The sequence below is a fragment of the Planococcus antarcticus DSM 14505 genome, from assembly GCF_001687565.2.
In the GTDB taxonomy this organism is placed as follows: Bacteria; Bacillota; Bacilli; order Bacillales_A; family Planococcaceae; genus Planococcus; species Planococcus antarcticus.
The window spans coordinates 1,566,005-1,582,515 of record NZ_CP016534.2; the positions used below are offsets into that span (position 1 = coordinate 1,566,005).

The 16,511-nt window shown below is 44.2% G+C and carries 21 protein-coding genes and 1 pseudogene; 21 read left to right on the forward strand and 1 reads right to left on the reverse strand.

Features of this window, described 5'->3' with window-relative positions:
• Positions 1 to 20: 20 nt before the first annotated feature.
• The 9 genes and pseudogenes from BBH88_RS07805 to mtnN all read left to right on the forward strand — a co-directional run bounded on the left by BBH88_RS07805 (position 21) and on the right by mtnN (position 5,798).
• A complete protein-coding gene (locus BBH88_RS07805) occupies positions 21 to 287 on the forward strand; it encodes an IreB family regulatory phosphoprotein (protein ID WP_006828732.1) in 267 nt (88 codons plus the stop codon).
• 2 nt (positions 288 to 289) lie between these two features.
• On the forward strand, positions 290 to 706 hold the full coding sequence (ruvX, locus tag BBH88_RS07810) for a Holliday junction resolvase RuvX (protein ID WP_065537008.1): 417 nt from the start codon (positions 290 to 292) through the stop codon (positions 704 to 706).
• Positions 707 to 719: 13 nt separating this feature from the next.
• Entirely contained in the window at positions 720 to 1,028 is a 309-nt protein-coding gene (locus BBH88_RS07815) for a DUF1292 domain-containing protein (RefSeq protein ID WP_006828730.1), read from the forward strand.
• A gap of 127 nt (positions 1,029 to 1,155) precedes the next feature.
• Entirely contained in the window at positions 1,156 to 2,280 is a 1,125-nt protein-coding gene (gene mltG / locus BBH88_RS07820; protein ID WP_083387761.1) for an endolytic transglycosylase MltG, read from the forward strand.
• Positions 2,281 to 2,370: 90 nt separating this feature from the next.
• A complete protein-coding gene (locus BBH88_RS07825; protein ID WP_065537007.1) occupies positions 2,371 to 2,976 on the forward strand; it encodes an O-methyltransferase in 606 nt (201 codons plus the stop codon).
• A 27-nt stretch (positions 2,977 to 3,003) separates the two neighbouring features.
• A pseudogene (udk, locus tag BBH88_RS07830) lies at positions 3,004 to 3,636 on the forward strand (uridine kinase); the annotation flags it as partial.
• Positions 3,637 to 3,714: 78 nt separating this feature from the next.
• Entirely contained in the window at positions 3,715 to 4,191 is a 477-nt protein-coding gene (greA, locus tag BBH88_RS07835) for a transcription elongation factor GreA (protein WP_006828726.1), read from the forward strand.
• Positions 4,192 to 4,322: 131 nt separating this feature from the next.
• A complete protein-coding gene (locus tag BBH88_RS07840) occupies positions 4,323 to 5,036 on the forward strand; it encodes a DUF1510 family protein (RefSeq protein ID WP_065537006.1) in 714 nt (237 codons plus the stop codon).
• 57 nt (positions 5,037 to 5,093) lie between these two features.
• On the forward strand, positions 5,094 to 5,798 hold the full coding sequence (gene mtnN / locus BBH88_RS07845; RefSeq protein ID WP_006828724.1) for a 5'-methylthioadenosine/S-adenosylhomocysteine nucleosidase: 705 nt from the start codon (positions 5,094 to 5,096) through the stop codon (positions 5,796 to 5,798).
• Positions 5,799 to 5,854: 56 nt separating this feature from the next.
• Here mtnN and pssA read toward each other — a convergent pair whose 3' ends face one another.
• Positions 5,855 to 6,394, reverse strand: coding sequence for a CDP-diacylglycerol--serine O-phosphatidyltransferase (gene pssA, locus BBH88_RS07850; RefSeq protein WP_006828723.1), 540 nt, complete (start codon positions 6,392 to 6,394; stop codon positions 5,855 to 5,857).
• Positions 6,395 to 6,489: 95 nt separating this feature from the next.
• Between pssA and BBH88_RS07855 the strand changes: the two genes are divergently transcribed.
• The 12 genes from BBH88_RS07855 to BBH88_RS07910 all read left to right on the forward strand — a co-directional run bounded on the left by BBH88_RS07855 (position 6,490) and on the right by BBH88_RS07910 (position 16,232).
• Complete coding sequence (locus BBH88_RS07855; protein WP_006828722.1) at positions 6,490 to 7,263, forward strand: phosphatidylserine decarboxylase; 774 nt, start codon at positions 6,490 to 6,492, stop codon at positions 7,261 to 7,263.
• Positions 7,264 to 7,301: 38 nt separating this feature from the next.
• Complete coding sequence (locus BBH88_RS07860; protein ID WP_006828721.1) at positions 7,302 to 7,823, forward strand: YqeG family HAD IIIA-type phosphatase; 522 nt, start codon at positions 7,302 to 7,304, stop codon at positions 7,821 to 7,823.
• On the forward strand, positions 7,820 to 8,923 hold the full coding sequence (gene yqeH / locus BBH88_RS07865) for a ribosome biogenesis GTPase YqeH (RefSeq protein ID WP_065537005.1): 1,104 nt from the start codon (positions 7,820 to 7,822) through the stop codon (positions 8,921 to 8,923). The genes BBH88_RS07860 and yqeH overlap by 4 nt, the downstream gene beginning before the upstream one ends.
• Positions 8,924 to 8,934: 11 nt before the next feature.
• A complete protein-coding gene (gene aroE, locus BBH88_RS07870) occupies positions 8,935 to 9,762 on the forward strand; it encodes a shikimate dehydrogenase (RefSeq protein WP_065537004.1) in 828 nt (275 codons plus the stop codon).
• The gene (gene yhbY / locus BBH88_RS07875; protein ID WP_006828718.1) at positions 9,749 to 10,048 is read left to right on the forward strand and encodes a ribosome assembly RNA-binding protein YhbY; all 300 of its coding nucleotides are present in this window, start codon (positions 9,749 to 9,751) and stop codon (positions 10,046 to 10,048) included. The genes aroE and yhbY overlap by 14 nt, the downstream gene beginning before the upstream one ends.
• Positions 10,045 to 10,629 carry a nicotinate-nucleotide adenylyltransferase gene (locus tag BBH88_RS07880; RefSeq protein ID WP_006828717.1) on the forward strand — a complete coding sequence of 195 codons (585 nt, stop codon included), beginning with the start codon at positions 10,045 to 10,047 and terminating at the stop codon, positions 10,627 to 10,629. The genes yhbY and BBH88_RS07880 overlap by 4 nt, the downstream gene beginning before the upstream one ends.
• A complete protein-coding gene (yqeK, locus tag BBH88_RS07885) occupies positions 10,598 to 11,173 on the forward strand; it encodes a bis(5'-nucleosyl)-tetraphosphatase (symmetrical) YqeK (RefSeq protein WP_006828716.1) in 576 nt (191 codons plus the stop codon). The genes BBH88_RS07880 and yqeK overlap by 32 nt, the downstream gene beginning before the upstream one ends.
• On the forward strand, positions 11,170 to 11,508 hold the full coding sequence (gene rsfS / locus BBH88_RS07890; protein WP_006828715.1) for a ribosome silencing factor: 339 nt from the start codon (positions 11,170 to 11,172) through the stop codon (positions 11,506 to 11,508). Before yqeK ends, rsfS begins: the two co-directional genes overlap by 4 nt.
• A complete protein-coding gene (locus tag BBH88_RS07895) occupies positions 11,505 to 12,230 on the forward strand; it encodes a class I SAM-dependent DNA methyltransferase (RefSeq protein ID WP_006828714.1) in 726 nt (241 codons plus the stop codon). Before rsfS ends, BBH88_RS07895 begins: the two co-directional genes overlap by 4 nt.
• A 520-nt stretch (positions 12,231 to 12,750) precedes the next feature.
• Entirely contained in the window at positions 12,751 to 13,305 is a 555-nt protein-coding gene (locus tag BBH88_RS07900) for a helix-hairpin-helix domain-containing protein (RefSeq protein WP_006828713.1), read from the forward strand.
• An 81-nt stretch (positions 13,306 to 13,386) separates the two neighbouring features.
• Positions 13,387 to 13,959 (forward strand): ComE operon protein 2, encoded by a 573-nt coding sequence (locus BBH88_RS07905; RefSeq protein ID WP_006828712.1) that lies wholly within the window; start codon positions 13,387 to 13,389, stop codon positions 13,957 to 13,959.
• 104 nt (positions 13,960 to 14,063) lie between these two features.
• On the forward strand, positions 14,064 to 16,232 hold the full coding sequence (locus BBH88_RS07910) for a DNA internalization-related competence protein ComEC/Rec2 (protein WP_238323425.1): 2,169 nt from the start codon (positions 14,064 to 14,066) through the stop codon (positions 16,230 to 16,232).
• Positions 16,233 to 16,511 lie beyond the last annotated feature (279 nt).

The following is a 16,511-nucleotide window of genomic DNA, read 5'->3' on the forward strand; positions in this document are numbered from 1 at the left end:
CCGAAAGCGAGGTGCTTGTCGTGAGTTCATTTGATCGAACTATGAAATTCGATTCGTCTGATGAGTCGATGGAGCAGGAAGTGAAGCAAGTGATGCTTCAAGTCCATTCTGCACTTGAAGAAAAAGGCTATAACCCTATCAATCAGATTGTCGGATATTTATTATCAGGTGATCCGGCTTATATTCCTCGCCACCAGGATGCGCGAAATATGATACGCAAACTAGAACGAGATGAAATTCTGGAAGAGCTTGTGAAGTTTTATATTAAGAAGAATAACGAGGAATAATGATGCGCATAATGGGACTTGATGTCGGTTCGAAAACAATCGGAGTCGCAATCAGCGACCCGATGGGCTGGACAGCCCAAGGAATCGAAACCGTCAAAATAAATGAAGCGATTGAAGAATTTGGGATGGTTCGCCTTGGCGAGCTAATCAAGCAATATGAAGTCACCGAAGCAGTTGTCGGCTACCCGAAAAACATGAACAATTCAATCGGGCCGCGCGCCGAAGCATCTGAAAGATTTGCAGATTTGTTGAAAGAAGCGTATAGTATATCGGTGGTCCTATGGGATGAACGGCTTACAACCGCGGCAGCAGAGAAGATGTTAATCTCCGCGGATGTCAGCCGCAAAAATCGCAAAAAAGTGATCGACAAGATGGCAGCAGTCATGATCTTGCAGGGCTATCTTGATTTTAAAAAATAATGAGGTGACGCAAATGGAACACGGACAAGAGCACATTACAGTCGTTGATGAAAACGGCAACGAACAATTATTTGAAGTATTGTTTACATTTGAATCAGCTGACTTCGGAAAATCATACGTTTTGTATTTCCCGATAGGCGCTGAAGAAGATGAAGAAGGCGAAATTGAAATTCATGCATCTTCCTTTACTGAAAATCCTGAATCAGACGATACAGTAGGTGGCGGAGAGCTTCGCCCGGTTGAAACTGATGCGGAATGGGACATGATCGAAGAAATGCTGAACACGTTCCTTGACGAAGAAGAAGAAAACGAAGAGCTTTAAAAATGCGAGGGACGGAATTGATTGCTGATTCCGTCTTTTTCTTTTGTATGGTTTTCTTGTATACTGATAGAAGTTGAACATAATTAGTCCAACTTCTGCAGAACAGTAAAGCTTGGGGGGGGAACCCGTGGAGAAACAGTCAAAAAAAGAAATCATGTTTGAACGTATGACAGAAAAGAAGAAGGAAGTGAGAGTCGTCCGACGTATCGTATTAATAGTCGCGCTGATCCTGTTAATCATCATCGGAATCGCAGGCTTTCAAACCTATAGTTACGTAACCAGTGCGCTGGATCCGGTTGATCCCGATTCAGAAGAAGTGATCACCGTTGAAGTGCCGATCGGTTCAAATCTGGACAGCATTGCTGCATTGCTTGAAGAAAACGGCGTCATTGAAGATGCGCGAATCTACAAATACTATGTGAAGTTCAACAACGAATCCGAATTCCAGGCAGGAACCTATGACTTGCTTCCTTCTATGACTTTGGATGAAATTACAGAAAGCCTAAAAACTGGTAAAGTATACCGAGAGCCGCTCTTTACAATCAATATTCCGGAAGGACTGACGGTAGAAGAAATTGCCGAGAATGTCATTGCCGAGAAAACGTCGTTTACAGCTGAAGAATTTTTGGGGAAAATTCAGGATCCGGCATATCTTGAGGAACTGATGATTAAATACCCTGAATTATTGACTGATGAGATATTGGGTGAAAATATCCGTTATGCACTTGAAGGGTATCTGTTCCCGGCCACTTATCCGATCTATGAAGAAGATCCTTCGCTAAGCTTGCTAATTGAGCAGATGCTTGATACGACGCAGGCCAATGTCATGCAGTACCAGACCGTCTTAGAGGAACAGAACCAGAGCCCGCATTGGCTTTTGACATTCGCTTCTTTGCTAGAAGAAGAAGCGACAGCTCAATCGGACCGCCAGACCATTGCCAGTGTCTTTTATAACCGACTGAACGACGATATGCCGCTGCAAACGGATCCGACAGTCATCTACGCGATGGGCGAGCATAAGGACCGACTGTTCAACACAGATTATGAATTTGAACATCCTTACAGCACCTACCAGAACAAAGGGCTGCCTCCAGGACCCATTGCAAACGCCGGAGGGTCTTCGCTCGAAGCAGCCTTAGATCCTGCTGAAACCGAATATTTCTACTTCTTGGCTGATTCAACAGGCGAGAACCATTTTGCCAAAACCTATGAAGAGCATTTGGCTAACCGGGATGAATTTATCGGAAACTAATATCACCGAGAAGGAAGCGCCTCGCTTTCCTTCTCTTTTTATGGTAACATTTGAAGTAAATTTTGCTGAGTCAAAAAGGAGCATTCCAGTATGGCGAACGATCAATTATCAGCGACGCTTGGAGCGATTCAAGCTTATGCCGCTGCACAACATGTACCGATTATGGAAGATCAAGGCATCGGGGAATTGATGGAGCTATTAAAAGTCCAACAGCCCGAACAAATCTTGGAAATCGGAGCTGCTATTGGCTTTTCGGCGATCAAAATGGCTGAAGCTTTGCCAGTATGCGTGGTAGATACTGTTGAACGCGATGACACCAGGTATCTTAAAGCTGTCGAGTTTGTCAGGCAATCAGGATTTGGGGAGCGCATCCGTATTTTTCATGCAGATGCGCTGGAAATTCCGCTAGCTGACTTGAAAATGCAGTATGATGCCATCTTTATCGATGCAGCAAAAGGGCAATACGAACGCTTTTTCGACAAGTACGAAATGTTAGTGCCAAAAGGCGGAATCATATATTGCGATAATATGGACATGCATGGACTTTCAGATTTGCCGTTATCGGAAGTGCCAAAAAGAAAGCGGACGATGATCCGCAATCTGATGACCTTTAAGAAACATATGCTCGATCATCCCTGTTATGATACGGAATTATCGTCATCGGGAGACGGCATCATGATCTGCAGAAAGAAATGAATACACTAAAAAGAGGTTTGCAAGGAGCTAAATAACATGTCTAATAAACGGCCGGTCGTTATTGGGATCGCAGGGGGTTCGGGCTCGGGGAAGACGAGTGTAACGAATTCCATCTATGAAGTATTTAAAGAAAACTCAGTGGTGGTAATCGAGCAGGACTACTATTACAAAGACCAGAGCCATTTGGCTTTTGAAGAACGATTAGAAACAAACTACGACCATCCATTGGCATTTGATACGGATTTGTTGATTGAGCATGTCAACAAATTGCTTAAACGTCAGCCAATTGAGAAACCGGTCTACAATTATGCTGTCCACACCCGTGCAGAAGAAACGGTGCTAATTGAGCCTAAAGACGTCATTATTCTAGAAGGCATATTGGTGCTCGAAGACGTGCGTTTGCGTGAATTGATGGATATCAAGTTATTCGTTGATACGGATGGCGATTTGCGTATCATTCGCCGTCTGTTGCGCGACATCAATGAACGGGGACGGACCATCGATTCTGTTATTGAACAATACTTAACAGTTGTCCGTCCGATGCACAATCAATTTATTGAACCAACAAAACGCTATGCGGATGTTATTATTCCGGAAGGCGGACAGAACGAAGTGGCAATTGACTTGATGGTTACAAAAATTAAAACAATTCTTGAATAGATTGCCAGATTATAATATGATGATACGAGACTGACGGATGCATGCATCTAGAGTCAGCAGTTGAAGGAGTGGGAAGAAATGGCTAACGAAAAACAATTTCCGATGACAGCTGCAGGAAAGCAGAAGTTGGAAGATGAATTAGACTTTTTGAAAACAATCAAACGTAAAGAAGTGGTTGAACGAATTAAAATCGCCCGTGATTTTGGTGATTTATCTGAGAACGCTGAGTATGACTCCGCAAAAGAGGATCAGGCTTTTGTAGAAGGCCGCATCTCGACGCTTGAATCGATGATCCGTAACGCGGTTATCATAAATGAAAATGAATCAAATAAAGATGTCGTTCGTTTAGGAACGACGGTTACATTTGTAGAAGTTCCAGAGGGCGATAAAGAATCCTACACAATCGTTGGATCGGCTGAAGCAGATCCTTTAGAAGGTCGCATTTCAAATGATTCTCCGATTGCGAAAAGCATGATTGGCCGCACTATTGGTGAGAATGTCAAAGTACTGACACCAGGCGGAGAAATGGAAATCAAGATTCTTGCAATTACGTGATCGAGCGGCCATTCTGTAAAAAGGATGGTCGTTTCTCATTAATTGAACTCCAAGTGAAACGAAACCATCGGTGAAACGTCAAATTTTTCATAATGGATTTGTGGTAAACTATAGAGAAAGGGGGACATCTAATGTCTAACGAAGAAAAACCATATCCCTCTCGTTTGAAGAAAAAGAAAAACCGGTCAAATTCAATTTTGAATATCATGATCGGCTTGGTATTTGCATTGATCCTTATTATTGGGGTTTCCATGCTGTTTAGTGGGGGGAACGATCAGGCTCAAGATCTTGAGCCTGTTACAATCTCGCCTGAAACCGAAGAACAAACGAGTGGCTCTGGTGAAAGTGAAAGTGCTGGCACTGAAGAAGAACCGGATGAAGATGCTGAAGTTGCTGATGAAGAAAAAGCAGTAGCAGAAAAAGCTGAAGAAGAAAAAGCGCAAAAAGAAGCCAAAAAAGCTGAAGAAGAAAAAGAAGGGTCTGTCACAAAAGGCGGAACCATTACACGTGAAGATTCAAGTGACCCAATTGTGGAAGAAACAGTCATCAACACGAGCTGGGAGCCGGTCGGCACAAAACAAAAAGGTGACCATGTTTCTGTCTATCAGAAAGATTCAGCAGACTGGAACGAAAAAGTTAAAGCGGTTGCCTATGCGACGGGTCTTGATGCCAACAATATGTATGTCATGATGATCAAAAATGGAGGCGGTCCGCAGAAGTCGATTGCGACTGTACAGTCCAAAGATGAATCTGAAAAATACCGTGTCCACATGGAATGGGTAGACGGCGAAGGCTGGAAGCCAGTGAAAATGGATGTGTTAAAAACACTGGAAGGCGCCTATTGATAAAGGCGTCTTTTTCTTTGATGTAAGCTAACTGACTATGGAATGAGGAATGGTGAAATGAAAATCGGCGTAATTGGTGCTATGGAAGAAGAAGTTCAATTATTAAGAAGCAGACTGGAAAATCCCCAAACTGAAGAAGTTGCAAAATGCGAGTTCACAACGGGTACATACGAAGGACAGGAAATTGTCTTGCTGAAAAGTGGCATCGGCAAGGTCAATGCAGCGATGTCGACAACGATCCTCCTGCAGCAATACCAGCCGGATATTGTTATCAACATCGGCTCGGCAGGCGGTTTTGATGAAGAGCTTGAGGTTGGCGCAGTAGTTATTTCGGACGAAGTTAGACACCACGATGTGGATGTTACGGTCTTTGGCTATGAAATGGGCCAAGTTCCTCAATTGCCAGCAGCTTTCACTTCCAATGAAGAATTGATAGAGCTGGCGGTTAGAGCAGTGAAAGAAATGGGCCAGCATGATTACGCAGTCGGCTTGATCGCAACGGGTGATTCATTCATGAACGATGCGGAACACGTTGCAAAAGTTCGTGAATATTTCCCGACGATGAAAGCGGCTGAAATGGAAGCGGCAGCAGTCGCGCAGGTCTGTTATCAATTTGATGTCGCGTTTATTGTAATTCGTGCTTTGTCCGATATTGCTGGCAAAGAATCTTCAGTGTCATTTGATGAGTTCTTGCCGATGGCAGCCAAGCATTCAACGGAAATTGTTTTTAAAGTGATCAGCCAGCTGGCTGCACGCATTTAACGGTCATAGGCCAAACAAAAAAGCTGAGGACGTTTTCTCAACGTCACTCAGCTTTTTTATACTTTTTTCAAAGTGAATGTACTGACCATCAATAAAGAACAGAGGATGAACAGGAACATGTAGACGACCGGGGAAAACGCCGAAAGTCCAAAATAGGACAAGGTCATGATCGTGCCGGCTGCCGTAATGGGCAACCCGGTAAAATATCCTGTAGCATCTGAGATATTGAAGCGTGCCAGCCGAAAAGCGCCACATGAGATATAAAGGACTGTGAAGACCATACCAATAAAACCAAAGTCCGATAAGACAAGCTGATAGATTAAAATTGCAGGTGCAACACCAAAAGATAGTATGTCACTCATCGAATCGAGCTGTTTGCCCAAATCAGATTCCTGATTGAACTTTCTTGCCACCATACCGTCAAAGCGGTCCAGAAAAGCCGCAATAAATATAAATAGCACGCTATAGCTATAAGATCCATTTAAAGTAGCCATAAGAGAAGCACCGCCAAACAACATATTACCGATTGTGATGATGTTAGCGGCCTGTGACCTCAGCTTTTTTATGGTGTGATCCATTCTTTCTAAAATTAACAATGGAAAACACTCCTTCTTTTTTGTAAACTTGTTCACTCTAGTATACTGTGAAAGGTAAAAAAATGGTAGACTATTTTAGCGACGGAGGCTTGTCTATGAAAAAATATCTGTACCAGCGTTCAATCGAACTGACGAATGGAGCTTTCACTTCGGCTCTGATCCGGCAGTTTGCCCAATCCAAAAACAGCCGCAGGTTTATTCCAGGCTATATTAAAGCCTATCAGATCTTAGTGGATGAAGTCGAAGAGCCAGTAGATTCTTTTCCAACGCTCCATGACTTTTTTGTCCGAAAATTGTCCGATACGAGCCGGCCGATTGCTGATGTGCCAGTGGTGTCTCCAGTAGATGGGAAAATCGAAATTGCCGGAGACCTACAAGAAGGCGCACGTTTTCTAGTGAAAGGCCAAGAGTATTCATTGGTCGATCTGCTGGGGGACGACGCACTGGCTGACCGGTACCAAGGCGGAACATATGCAGTGCTGTATTTATCACCTGCCGATTATCACCGGATCCACAGTCCGGCCGACGGCAAAGTAACCAAACAATACGTGCTCGGGAAGAAATCGTATCCAGTGAATGCAGCTGGATTGCAATATGGAAAAGCACCAATCAGTGGAAATTATCGCATGATCACCGAACTGGAAACGATATTCGGCATGATGCTGGTCGTCAAAGTCGGAGCGATGTTCGTTAATTCCATCAAGCTGACTGAAACCGGCAGCGACTGGCAAAAAGGGTACGAAGTGGGCTATTTCAGTTTTGGTTCCACAGTAGTTTTGTTTTTTGAAGAGAATTCCATCAAATTTGTCGAAGATATGTCCGTTGGCCGATCGATCAAGGTGGGAGAAGCGTTAGGAAATATGATATAATCAATAGCATTAAGTTCGGAAAACAGGAGTGAGTTGCAGTGTATCAGAATTTTGTACCAAGCCAATACGTAAAAGATGTTTTTGACATCAAGCCGGAAACATTGATTGGAAAAAATATTAAAGGCATCATTACAGATTTGGATAATACGCTTGTGGAATGGGATCGTCCGGATGCAACACCCAAATTGATTGAATGGCTGAAGTCGATGAAAGATGCCGGCATACAAGTAGTAATCGTTTCTAATAATAAGGAATTGCGCGTCAAGGCGTTCGCGGATCCTTTAGGCATACCATTTATTCACCAAGCTCGTAAACCGATGGGGCGTGCTTTCCGTAAAGCGCTTCGGATTATGGAGGCTAAACGCGATCAAGTTGTAGTGATTGGTGATCAAATGCTGACGGATATCTTCGGCGGCAATTTGAATAAGATGCATACAATCCTGGTATTGCCAGTGGCTCAGTCCGATGGCTTTTTTACGCGTTTTAACCGGAGAGTCGAGCGTAGAATCATGAAGAGATTGAAAGATAAAGGACAACTGATGTGGGAGGAAGAAAATTGAGTGAAATGCCAACTTGCATCGGATGCGGTGTACAGATTCAAACTGAAAACAAAGAAGAGATAGGTTACGCTCCACCATCTTCATTAGAGAAAGAAGAAATTATTTGTCAGCGTTGTTTCCGTCTAAAAAATTACAACGAACTTCAACCGGTTTCGTTAACGGATGATGATTTTCTTCGTATTTTAAACGGCTTAGGAGAGCGCGATGGCCTGATTGTAAAAATTGTCGATATTTTTGACTTTAACGGCAGCTGGCTCCCGGGTCTTCATCGCTTTGTCGGAAACAATGATATCTTGCTGATTGCCAATAAAGCAGATTTGCTGCCAAAATCAGTCAAACAGCATAAATTGATCCATTGGATGAAGCAGGAAGCTCGAAAGCTCGGACTGCAGCCGATTGATATTCTAACGGTCAGTGCCCATAAAGGAACTGGAATTCCAGAAGCCATGGAAGCTATCGAAAAATACCGCAAAGGCAAAGATGTTTATGTGGTCGGCTGTACCAATGTCGGTAAATCGACTTTCATCAACCGTGTCATCAAACAGGCGACTGGGCAGGCAGATGTCATCACGACTTCACATTTCCCAGGAACGACACTGGATATGATCGAAATCCCATTGGATGACAAACGTTCATTGTTCGATACACCAGGCATCATCAACCATCATCAATTGGCACACCATCTTCAAACAGCAGATCTTAAGCAGATCATGCCAAAAAAAGAAATCAAGCCGCGGGTCTTCCAGTTGAATGCTGAACAAACGCTATTCATTGGCGGATTGGCGCGTTTCGACTTTATTCAAGGAGAACGCTCGTCCTTCACGGTCCACATCGCTAACGATCTGCCTATTCATCGGACTAAGCTGGATAACGCAGATGCTTTGTATGAACAACACTTGGGTGATATGCTGGCACCGCCGTCAGCCGAATACAAAGACGATTTTCCAGAATTGGTGCGCCATGAGTTCAGCATTAAGGAAGCAAAAACCGATATCGTCTTTTCTGGACTCGGCTGGATTACGATTCAGCACGGCAATGCCGTTATTGCTGCACATGCGCCAAAAGGTGTAGAAGTTCTCTTGCGTCCATCGTTGATTTAGGAGGTTTTTTGATGAAGAAATGGTACGCGGTAATCGGTGACCCGATTTCCCATTCCTTATCCCCATTCATGCATGAATCGTGGTTTGATGAATATGACATTGATGCTGCTTATCTTCCGATTCATGTGGAGCCATCGCAGTTGGAAAAGTCATTTGAAGCCATGAAAACATTAGGTATCAGTGGTTTTAATATCACACTACCGCATAAGCAATCCATCGTTCCACTTTTAGGAAAACTAGAAGAAAGTGCTATGCAGATGAATGCTGTCAATACGGTGAATTTCGACGGAACACATTACCTAGGCTCCAATACCGATGGCGATGGTTTTGTTCGGTCGATACTTGCTCATTCTGTTGATAAAGCATCAAAAGTGCTGCTGATCGGAGCCGGAGGTGCTGCGAGAGGCATCGCTTGTGCTTTGAAACGCGCTGGATTTACTGATGTTACAATTACGAATCGAACATTCCGCCGGGCAGAGGAACTGGCTGCTGAAACTGGCGGTACCGCTGTAACGCTTATAGAATCCGAAGAACGACTGGCTGAATTTGGAGTTCTTATCCAAACCACATCCGTCGGTTTGGCGACAGGCGAAGCTTTGCCGATTTCGTTGGAGCGTGTTAAGGCGGGGACTTTGGTGGCGGATATTATTTATAATCCGCTTGAGACACCTTTCTTAAAAAAAGCTGAAGAAAAAAATTGTATTACATTAAATGGCGTTGGCATGTTCGTTTACCAAGGAGCAATCGCTTTTGAAAAATGGACAGGCATACAGCCAAATACTGAAAAAATGATCCAATTGATCACAGAAAAACTAGGAGGCACTTATGTTAACGACTAAACAAAAAAGCTTTTTGAGAAGCGAAGCGCATCATCTTGATCCGATTTTCCAGGTTGGCAAAGGCGGAGTTAGTGATGCAATGCTCGTACAAATAAAAGAAGCCTTAGAAAAACGTGAATTAGTAAAAATCAGCATTCTTCAAAACAATGAAGATGGCAAAGATGAAGTGGCAAAAGCCTTGGCTAAAGGAACAAAATCACAATTGGTTCAATTGATCGGCCATACGGTAATTCTTTATAAGCAGTCGGTTCATAATAAACGGATTGAGTTACCGGTTAAGAGATGAAAAAAGTAGGGATTTTGGGCGGAACCTTTAATCCGCCTCATCTCGGCCATTTGATTATGGCTAATGAAGCATATTATTCAGTCGGCTTGGACGAAGTGCGCTTTATGCCTAACTTTATTGCACCTCATAAGGAAGTGGCAGGGGCCAGTGCAGAGCAGCGGCTGACGATGACCCAACTGGCGACTGCAGGTCATCCGCATTTTCGCGTGGAAGATTTTGAAATCAACAGCGGCGGAGTTTCCTATTCATTCGATACGCTGACTAAGCTGACCGGACAAGAACCTGATGCGGAGTTCTTTTTTATTATTGGGGGAGATATGATAGAAGGCTTGCCTTCTTGGCATCGAATCGATGAGTTGATAAAGTTGATTCGCTTTATCGGAGTCAAGCGATCGGGTTACAATATAGAGACACCTTACCCGGTTATGATGATCGAATCGCCGGAATTGCTGCTGTCATCAACGATGTTGAGAGAACGCGCTGCAAATCGGCCATTAACTTTTTTGGTGCCGGAAAAAGTGGAAGCTTTTATTCGAAAGGAGCGATTGTATGGATCACAGCCAAATGCTTCAAGCCGTTAAAGAAAGACTTCCTGAAAACCGATTTACACACGTGCTTGGCGCAGTGGATACTGCTGTTGAACTAGCCAAAGAGTTTGATGTTTCCGAGTCCAAAGCGCGGACCGCTGCAATTCTGCATGATGTAGCGAAATTTTCGGATCGAGAATGGATGAAGTCGATTATCATCTCTGAAAAAATGGATCCTTTATTGCTTGAATATCATTCGGAACTTTGGCATGCTCCTGTAGGTGCCCATCTGGCGAAAATCGAATTTGGAGTGGAAGATGAAGATGTGCTCAACGCGATCCGTTATCATACAACGGGGCGTGAAGCGATGTCTGATTTAGAAAAAATTGTCTATGTTGCTGATTTGATCGAACCGAACCGTAAATTTTCAGGTGTTAAAGAATTGCGACAATTAAAGGAACAAGGATTGGATGTTATGATGGAAGCCTCGGTCAAACATTCCATCGAATTTTTAGTATCGAAAAATCAACCGGTATTTCCGGATTCACTGAAGTGCTATAACGACTTCGTGCAACAGAAAGGGAAAGTGAAAGAATGACTAAAGAAACTTTACTACAAGTAGCTTACAACGCTGCAGAAGATAAAAAAGCAGAAGATATCGTTGTCTTGAATATGGAGGGGATTTCACTGTTGGCTGACTTTTTCGTCATCTGCACAGGGAATTCTGATCGCCAAGTTCAGTCGATCGCAAAAGAAATTATGGATAAAGCCCATGAAGAAGGCCATGAAGTGAAAAGCATCGAAGGATTTGATTCTGCACGCTGGATCCTCGTCGATCTTGGTGATGTAGTGGCACACGTTTTCCATAAAGACGAACGCTCATACTATAACCTTGAACGCCTGTGGAGAGAAGCTCCACAAATGGAAATATGAAATACGGAAAATTTGCCGCAGTCTATGATGGACTGATGGAAGATATTCCTTATGACAAGTATGTGGAGTGGGTCGCTTCCCATGTTCCATCCGGCAAATTGCTGGATGTAGCGTGTGGAACTGGCGGATTATCACAGCTTTTTGCTGAAATGGGCTATGATGTGACCGCCAGCGATTTATCTGAAGACATGCTAACGGTTGCCAATCAACGTTTTCAAGAAGCAAACCAGTCAATTCCGGTACTTCAATTATCCATGGATAATTTAGAGGGACTGAGTGGTTTCGATATCGTCACGATCGCTATTGACTCTCTCAATTACTTGCAGGACGAGCAACAGGTTCAGCAGACATTTAAAGAAGCTTATAAAGCCTTAAACTCTGGCGGTCATTTTTTCTTTGACGTGCATTCTATTGTCAAAGTGGATGAGGTCTACATGGCCAGTCCGTTTGTTTACGATGCGGAAGAAATTGCTTATATTTGGCATACAGAGCCAGGTGAAGCGGAACATAGCGTCATTCATGACATGACTTTTTTTGTTCAACACAATGAATTATTTGAGCGTTTTGAAGAAACGCATGAGCAGCGAACGTTTTCTGTTGATGTTTACACAAAGTGGTTAGAAGCTGCGGGGTTTTCTGTAGAGTCAGTGACAGCTGACTTTTCGGATCAAGTGCCAGACAAAGAAAGTGAACGCATTTTCTTTCATGCGAAAAAAGCATAAGAATATTAACTGTGGGGCTGTCCCAAAAGGTCGTAGAAAATGACTTTTGGTGACAACCCTTTTGTCGTTCTCGGAAAGACCGGATAATTTCCATTGCGGCGGACGCTTTCGGGCTCACAGGATGTGAGTCATGTAGCTTGCGCGACTGGACGTCGCGGTACCAGCTGCCAGGGCACGGCCTCTGCCGCTCGCTTCGCTGCACTCAGTCCAGTGTCCGGCTCGCTTCGCTGCTCCCTAGAAGTCGCGGCCTTTATTCCAATCAGCCTATTCTAAAAATGTAGATAGAAAAATTGGTGGAGAAAAATCAAGCATTTATCTTCACCACTCTTATTTTTAAAGAGTTATAGGATAGCCTCTTTTTGCTTTTTAAAAAAGATAGACAACTGGAATTGAATTATTATATAATTCAAACAGCTTCTATTTAATTGTCTTCTGAAGAAACGAGGAATGCTAGCTGAAACTTTCCCAGCTTCAGAATAAACCCGCTTGGCTGCTGATCCCCACAGCTGTCATTGCGCTGATGATTTATTTCTTTTTTTCACAAGGAAAGCCGGAAACTACTCCTGCTACTTCTCTCGAACTGATCAACGCTGAATCCCCTCAGCAGACGGAAACCCCTGAAAACGAAAATCCCGTAACCACAGCCCCATTGATGATTGATATGAAAGGGCAAGTGGTCAATCCAGGTGTATACGAACTTCCGGCTGGATCCCGCATGCAGGATGCTATCGATGCAGCTGGTGGATTCACAGCTGATGCAGACAGCCGTGCCATCAATCTTGCGTTGATCGTCATGGATGAAACCAGTCTGTATGTGCCGGCAGCCGGCGAAGAGTTTGTCTTGCCTACAATGTCACAGACTGCCTCAGCGGGCAACAGCAGCTTGATCAACATCAATCTGGCCACTGAAGCGGAATTGATGGAACTGCCTGGCATTGGCCCTTCAAAGGCCACTGCTATCCTGACTTATAGAGACGAGGCTGGAAGTTTCAAGACTCCGGAAGAATTGATGGAAGTCACCGGCATCGGCGATAAAACCTTTGAACAATTAAAAGATCTGATCATCGTTAAATAGAAGGACACACGACAAAAGGCGGTTGACGAAAACATTGCCTCTGCTACAATTATTTTAACTACACACGCAGGAGGCAATTAAATGAAGCGAATAACTTGGGACCAATTCTTCATGGCACAAAGCCATCTACTGGCACTCAGAAGCACCTGCACACGCCTGGCTGTCGGAGCGACTATTGTGCGCGACCGTAGAATCATGGCGGGCGGCTACAACGGATCGATATCCGGTGGCGATCATTGCATCGATAAAGGTTGCTACGTGGTCGATGGGCATTGTGTCCGGACGATTCATGCGGAAATGAATGCATTATTGCAATGCGCGAAATATGGCGTCAGCGTCAATGGAGCGGATATGTATGTCAGCCATTTTCCTTGTCTGCAATGTACCAAGTCGATTATCCAATCTGGCATTGCCCGGCTGTATTATGCCACAGACTATAAAAACCACGAGTATGCTATCGAATTATTGGAACAGGCTGGAGTAGAAGTGGTGCAAGTGGTATTCGATGAGCGTAAAATCGACTTTTTGAGTGTTGAAAAATCAGCTCTTTACGTGGAGTTACTGGAGAAGTTGCGTGAAAAAGGCGGAAGTGAAGAAGAATTGGCCCATTATAATGAACGGGTGAATCAATTATTCGGAGAAATCGAAGTGTAACAGCGACACATTTTTTATACCTGGCAGCAGCGACAGCTCTTGCCACATATGCAGCGCATGAAACAGCGGTTCAGCTCGTGTTCATGACGCTGCTTTTTTGTTGGATGTACTGGAAAAAAGAAAGTTTGTCGCTGGTCATCAGCATTCTTTTATTTGCTTGTGCTGTTTACTTGGTACAAGATTTCCGAAGCCAAGATAGTTTTGACTATTCCCGGCCTTATTCAGGAAAACTGGAATTTCAGGCGGGTGCAGTAATCGATGGCGATAGTCTTAGAGGATTTGCGGTCTTAAGCGGTGAGACGGTTGTCTATGCGCGTTACCGCATGAGCTCAGAAGAAGAGAAGCTTCAAATGGAGAGCCTGATGGATGGATCAGTATTCCAAGTGTCTGGTGTTTTTGAAGCACCTTCCCCGCCTTCCCATCGTTTTTCATTTAATATGGCTGACTACCTGCAGCATAATGGAGCCGTTTCGCTGTTGACGATCCAGTCGATAGAGAGAGCTGAGGCAAACGAAACCTGGCACAATCGGTTATTAGACAGAAGAGATGCCCTCAAACACCACATCCGTGAGCATTTTCCTGAAAGCCTGGCAGCAGAAGCAGAAGCTTTGCTGATCGGCGAACGGGAAAACATGGATCCCGAAGATCAACGGGTGTATCAGACACTCGGAATTTCTCATTTATTCGCCATTTCAGGATTGCATGTAGGGATTGCGTCAGGCCTGATGTATGGTATTCTCGTTCGTTTGCATGTCAGAAAAGAGACGGCGATCATCGTTTTGTTGATTGTCCTACCTCTTTATGCAGTAATAGCGGGTGGAGCTCCTTCTGTTTGGCGGGCTGTGAGCATGGTGACTGTCGTATTGGCTGGAAAACTATTTGGCTTTCGGTTGCCTATTGCAAGTGTTATGTTAACTAGCATAATCGTTTTTATATTATGGAATCCTTACGCCATGTACAAAATTGGTTTTCAACTGTCTTATGGAGCGACATTCGGCATTATTTACTCATTAAAATTTCTCAGTAGAATTCAGTCTACTGTCAAAGTGGGGTTTGTCATTACGTTCATCTCGCAGACAACGCTGTATCCGCTGCTGCTGTTTCATTTCTATGAGCTGTCGCTGTCTGCGTTCGTGGTCAATAGCCTTTTTGTTCCTTTATTTACTTTTCTCATCCTGCCTGCAAATTTTCTTTTACTATTTCTTACGGCAGTATGTCAGCCAGTAGCAAATTTTGTCTTTTATTTTTATGAACCTTTGCGTGGGCTGATCGGTCAATTCATGATTTGGCTAGCCGAATTGCCTTATCAGCTTTGGAACCCAGGCAAGCCTGGGGGTGTTATCGTATTAATTCTGATAGCCAGCGTTTATTTGTTCTATTGTACCGCTGAGCGAAAATTCCGCTGGCGACAGTTGCTGATCCTATTAGTACCGGCCCTGCTGTTCACTGCATTGCCATATCTCGATCCACGTTTAAAAGTAACTTTTCTGGATGTTGGCCAGGGAGACAGTGCACTGATCGAATTGCCTCACCGTAAGGGCGTTTACTTAATTGATAGTGGCGGTTTGCTACGGTTTGATACCGAAGACTTCAAAGAGAGGAAACGGCCATTTGAAATCGGTCGGCAGGTTGTGGCACCTTACCTGAAAGGCAACGGCATCTCTTCAATCGATACCTTTATCATTTCTCATCCCGATGCAGACCACGCTGAAGGAGCCGAAGAAATTTTCCGGCTGTTTCCGATTGGTGAGCTGCACCTGACGCCCGGCTCGGCATCGAATGCATTAATGGTGGAGTTAGCACCGGACGCTGCAGAAGCTAGAGTGGTCTTTCCGGGTGGCGGGTCTAATTGGGCCGTGGGAGAGACGCAATTCACTTATTTGTCTCCAATGGATGCCGAGTATGAAGGCAACAACGATTCGTTGGTGCTATTGATGAAGGCTGGAGATTACAGTGTTTTATTTACAGGTGACTTGGAGGCGGAAGGCGAGAGGGATCTGCTTGCGCCCTATGGCGATGAACTTGCCGGACTGACAGTGCTGAAGGTAGGCCATCATGGCAGCAAGACGTCAAGCAGCGAAGAATTTTTGGCTGCCCTGAAGCCCGCTCTGTCGATTTTCTCGACAGGAGTAGACAATCGCTATGGTCACCCGAGCCCGGAAGTCGTGGAACGGTTTAATGAAATGGAGCTTGATACGCTGAACACAGCAGAAAACGGTTCTATCAGGCTGCTCTTCGATAAGGGAGAGCTCAAGTTTGAAACCATGCGCTGAACAAGGAAAAGTGTAAGCAGCCGTAAAGATTCGACGGGCATAAGACGATTTGGCGAAGCGGCGTATTTTCAGCCGCACAGCCAGAGTGGCTTATGCCTCTAGAATCTGGCTGCTGGAGTCTGAACTAAAAGAAAAGTGTAAGCAGCTTCGTGATTCTGGAGGCAGAAAAATAGAAAACCTAGCAAACTGGAGATATTTCAGGAAGATCGCAGGAAAGTGGAACTGTTTTGCGGAATATCAGATGCAAAGATGTGAAGGTTCATATTTCAACACATCAAA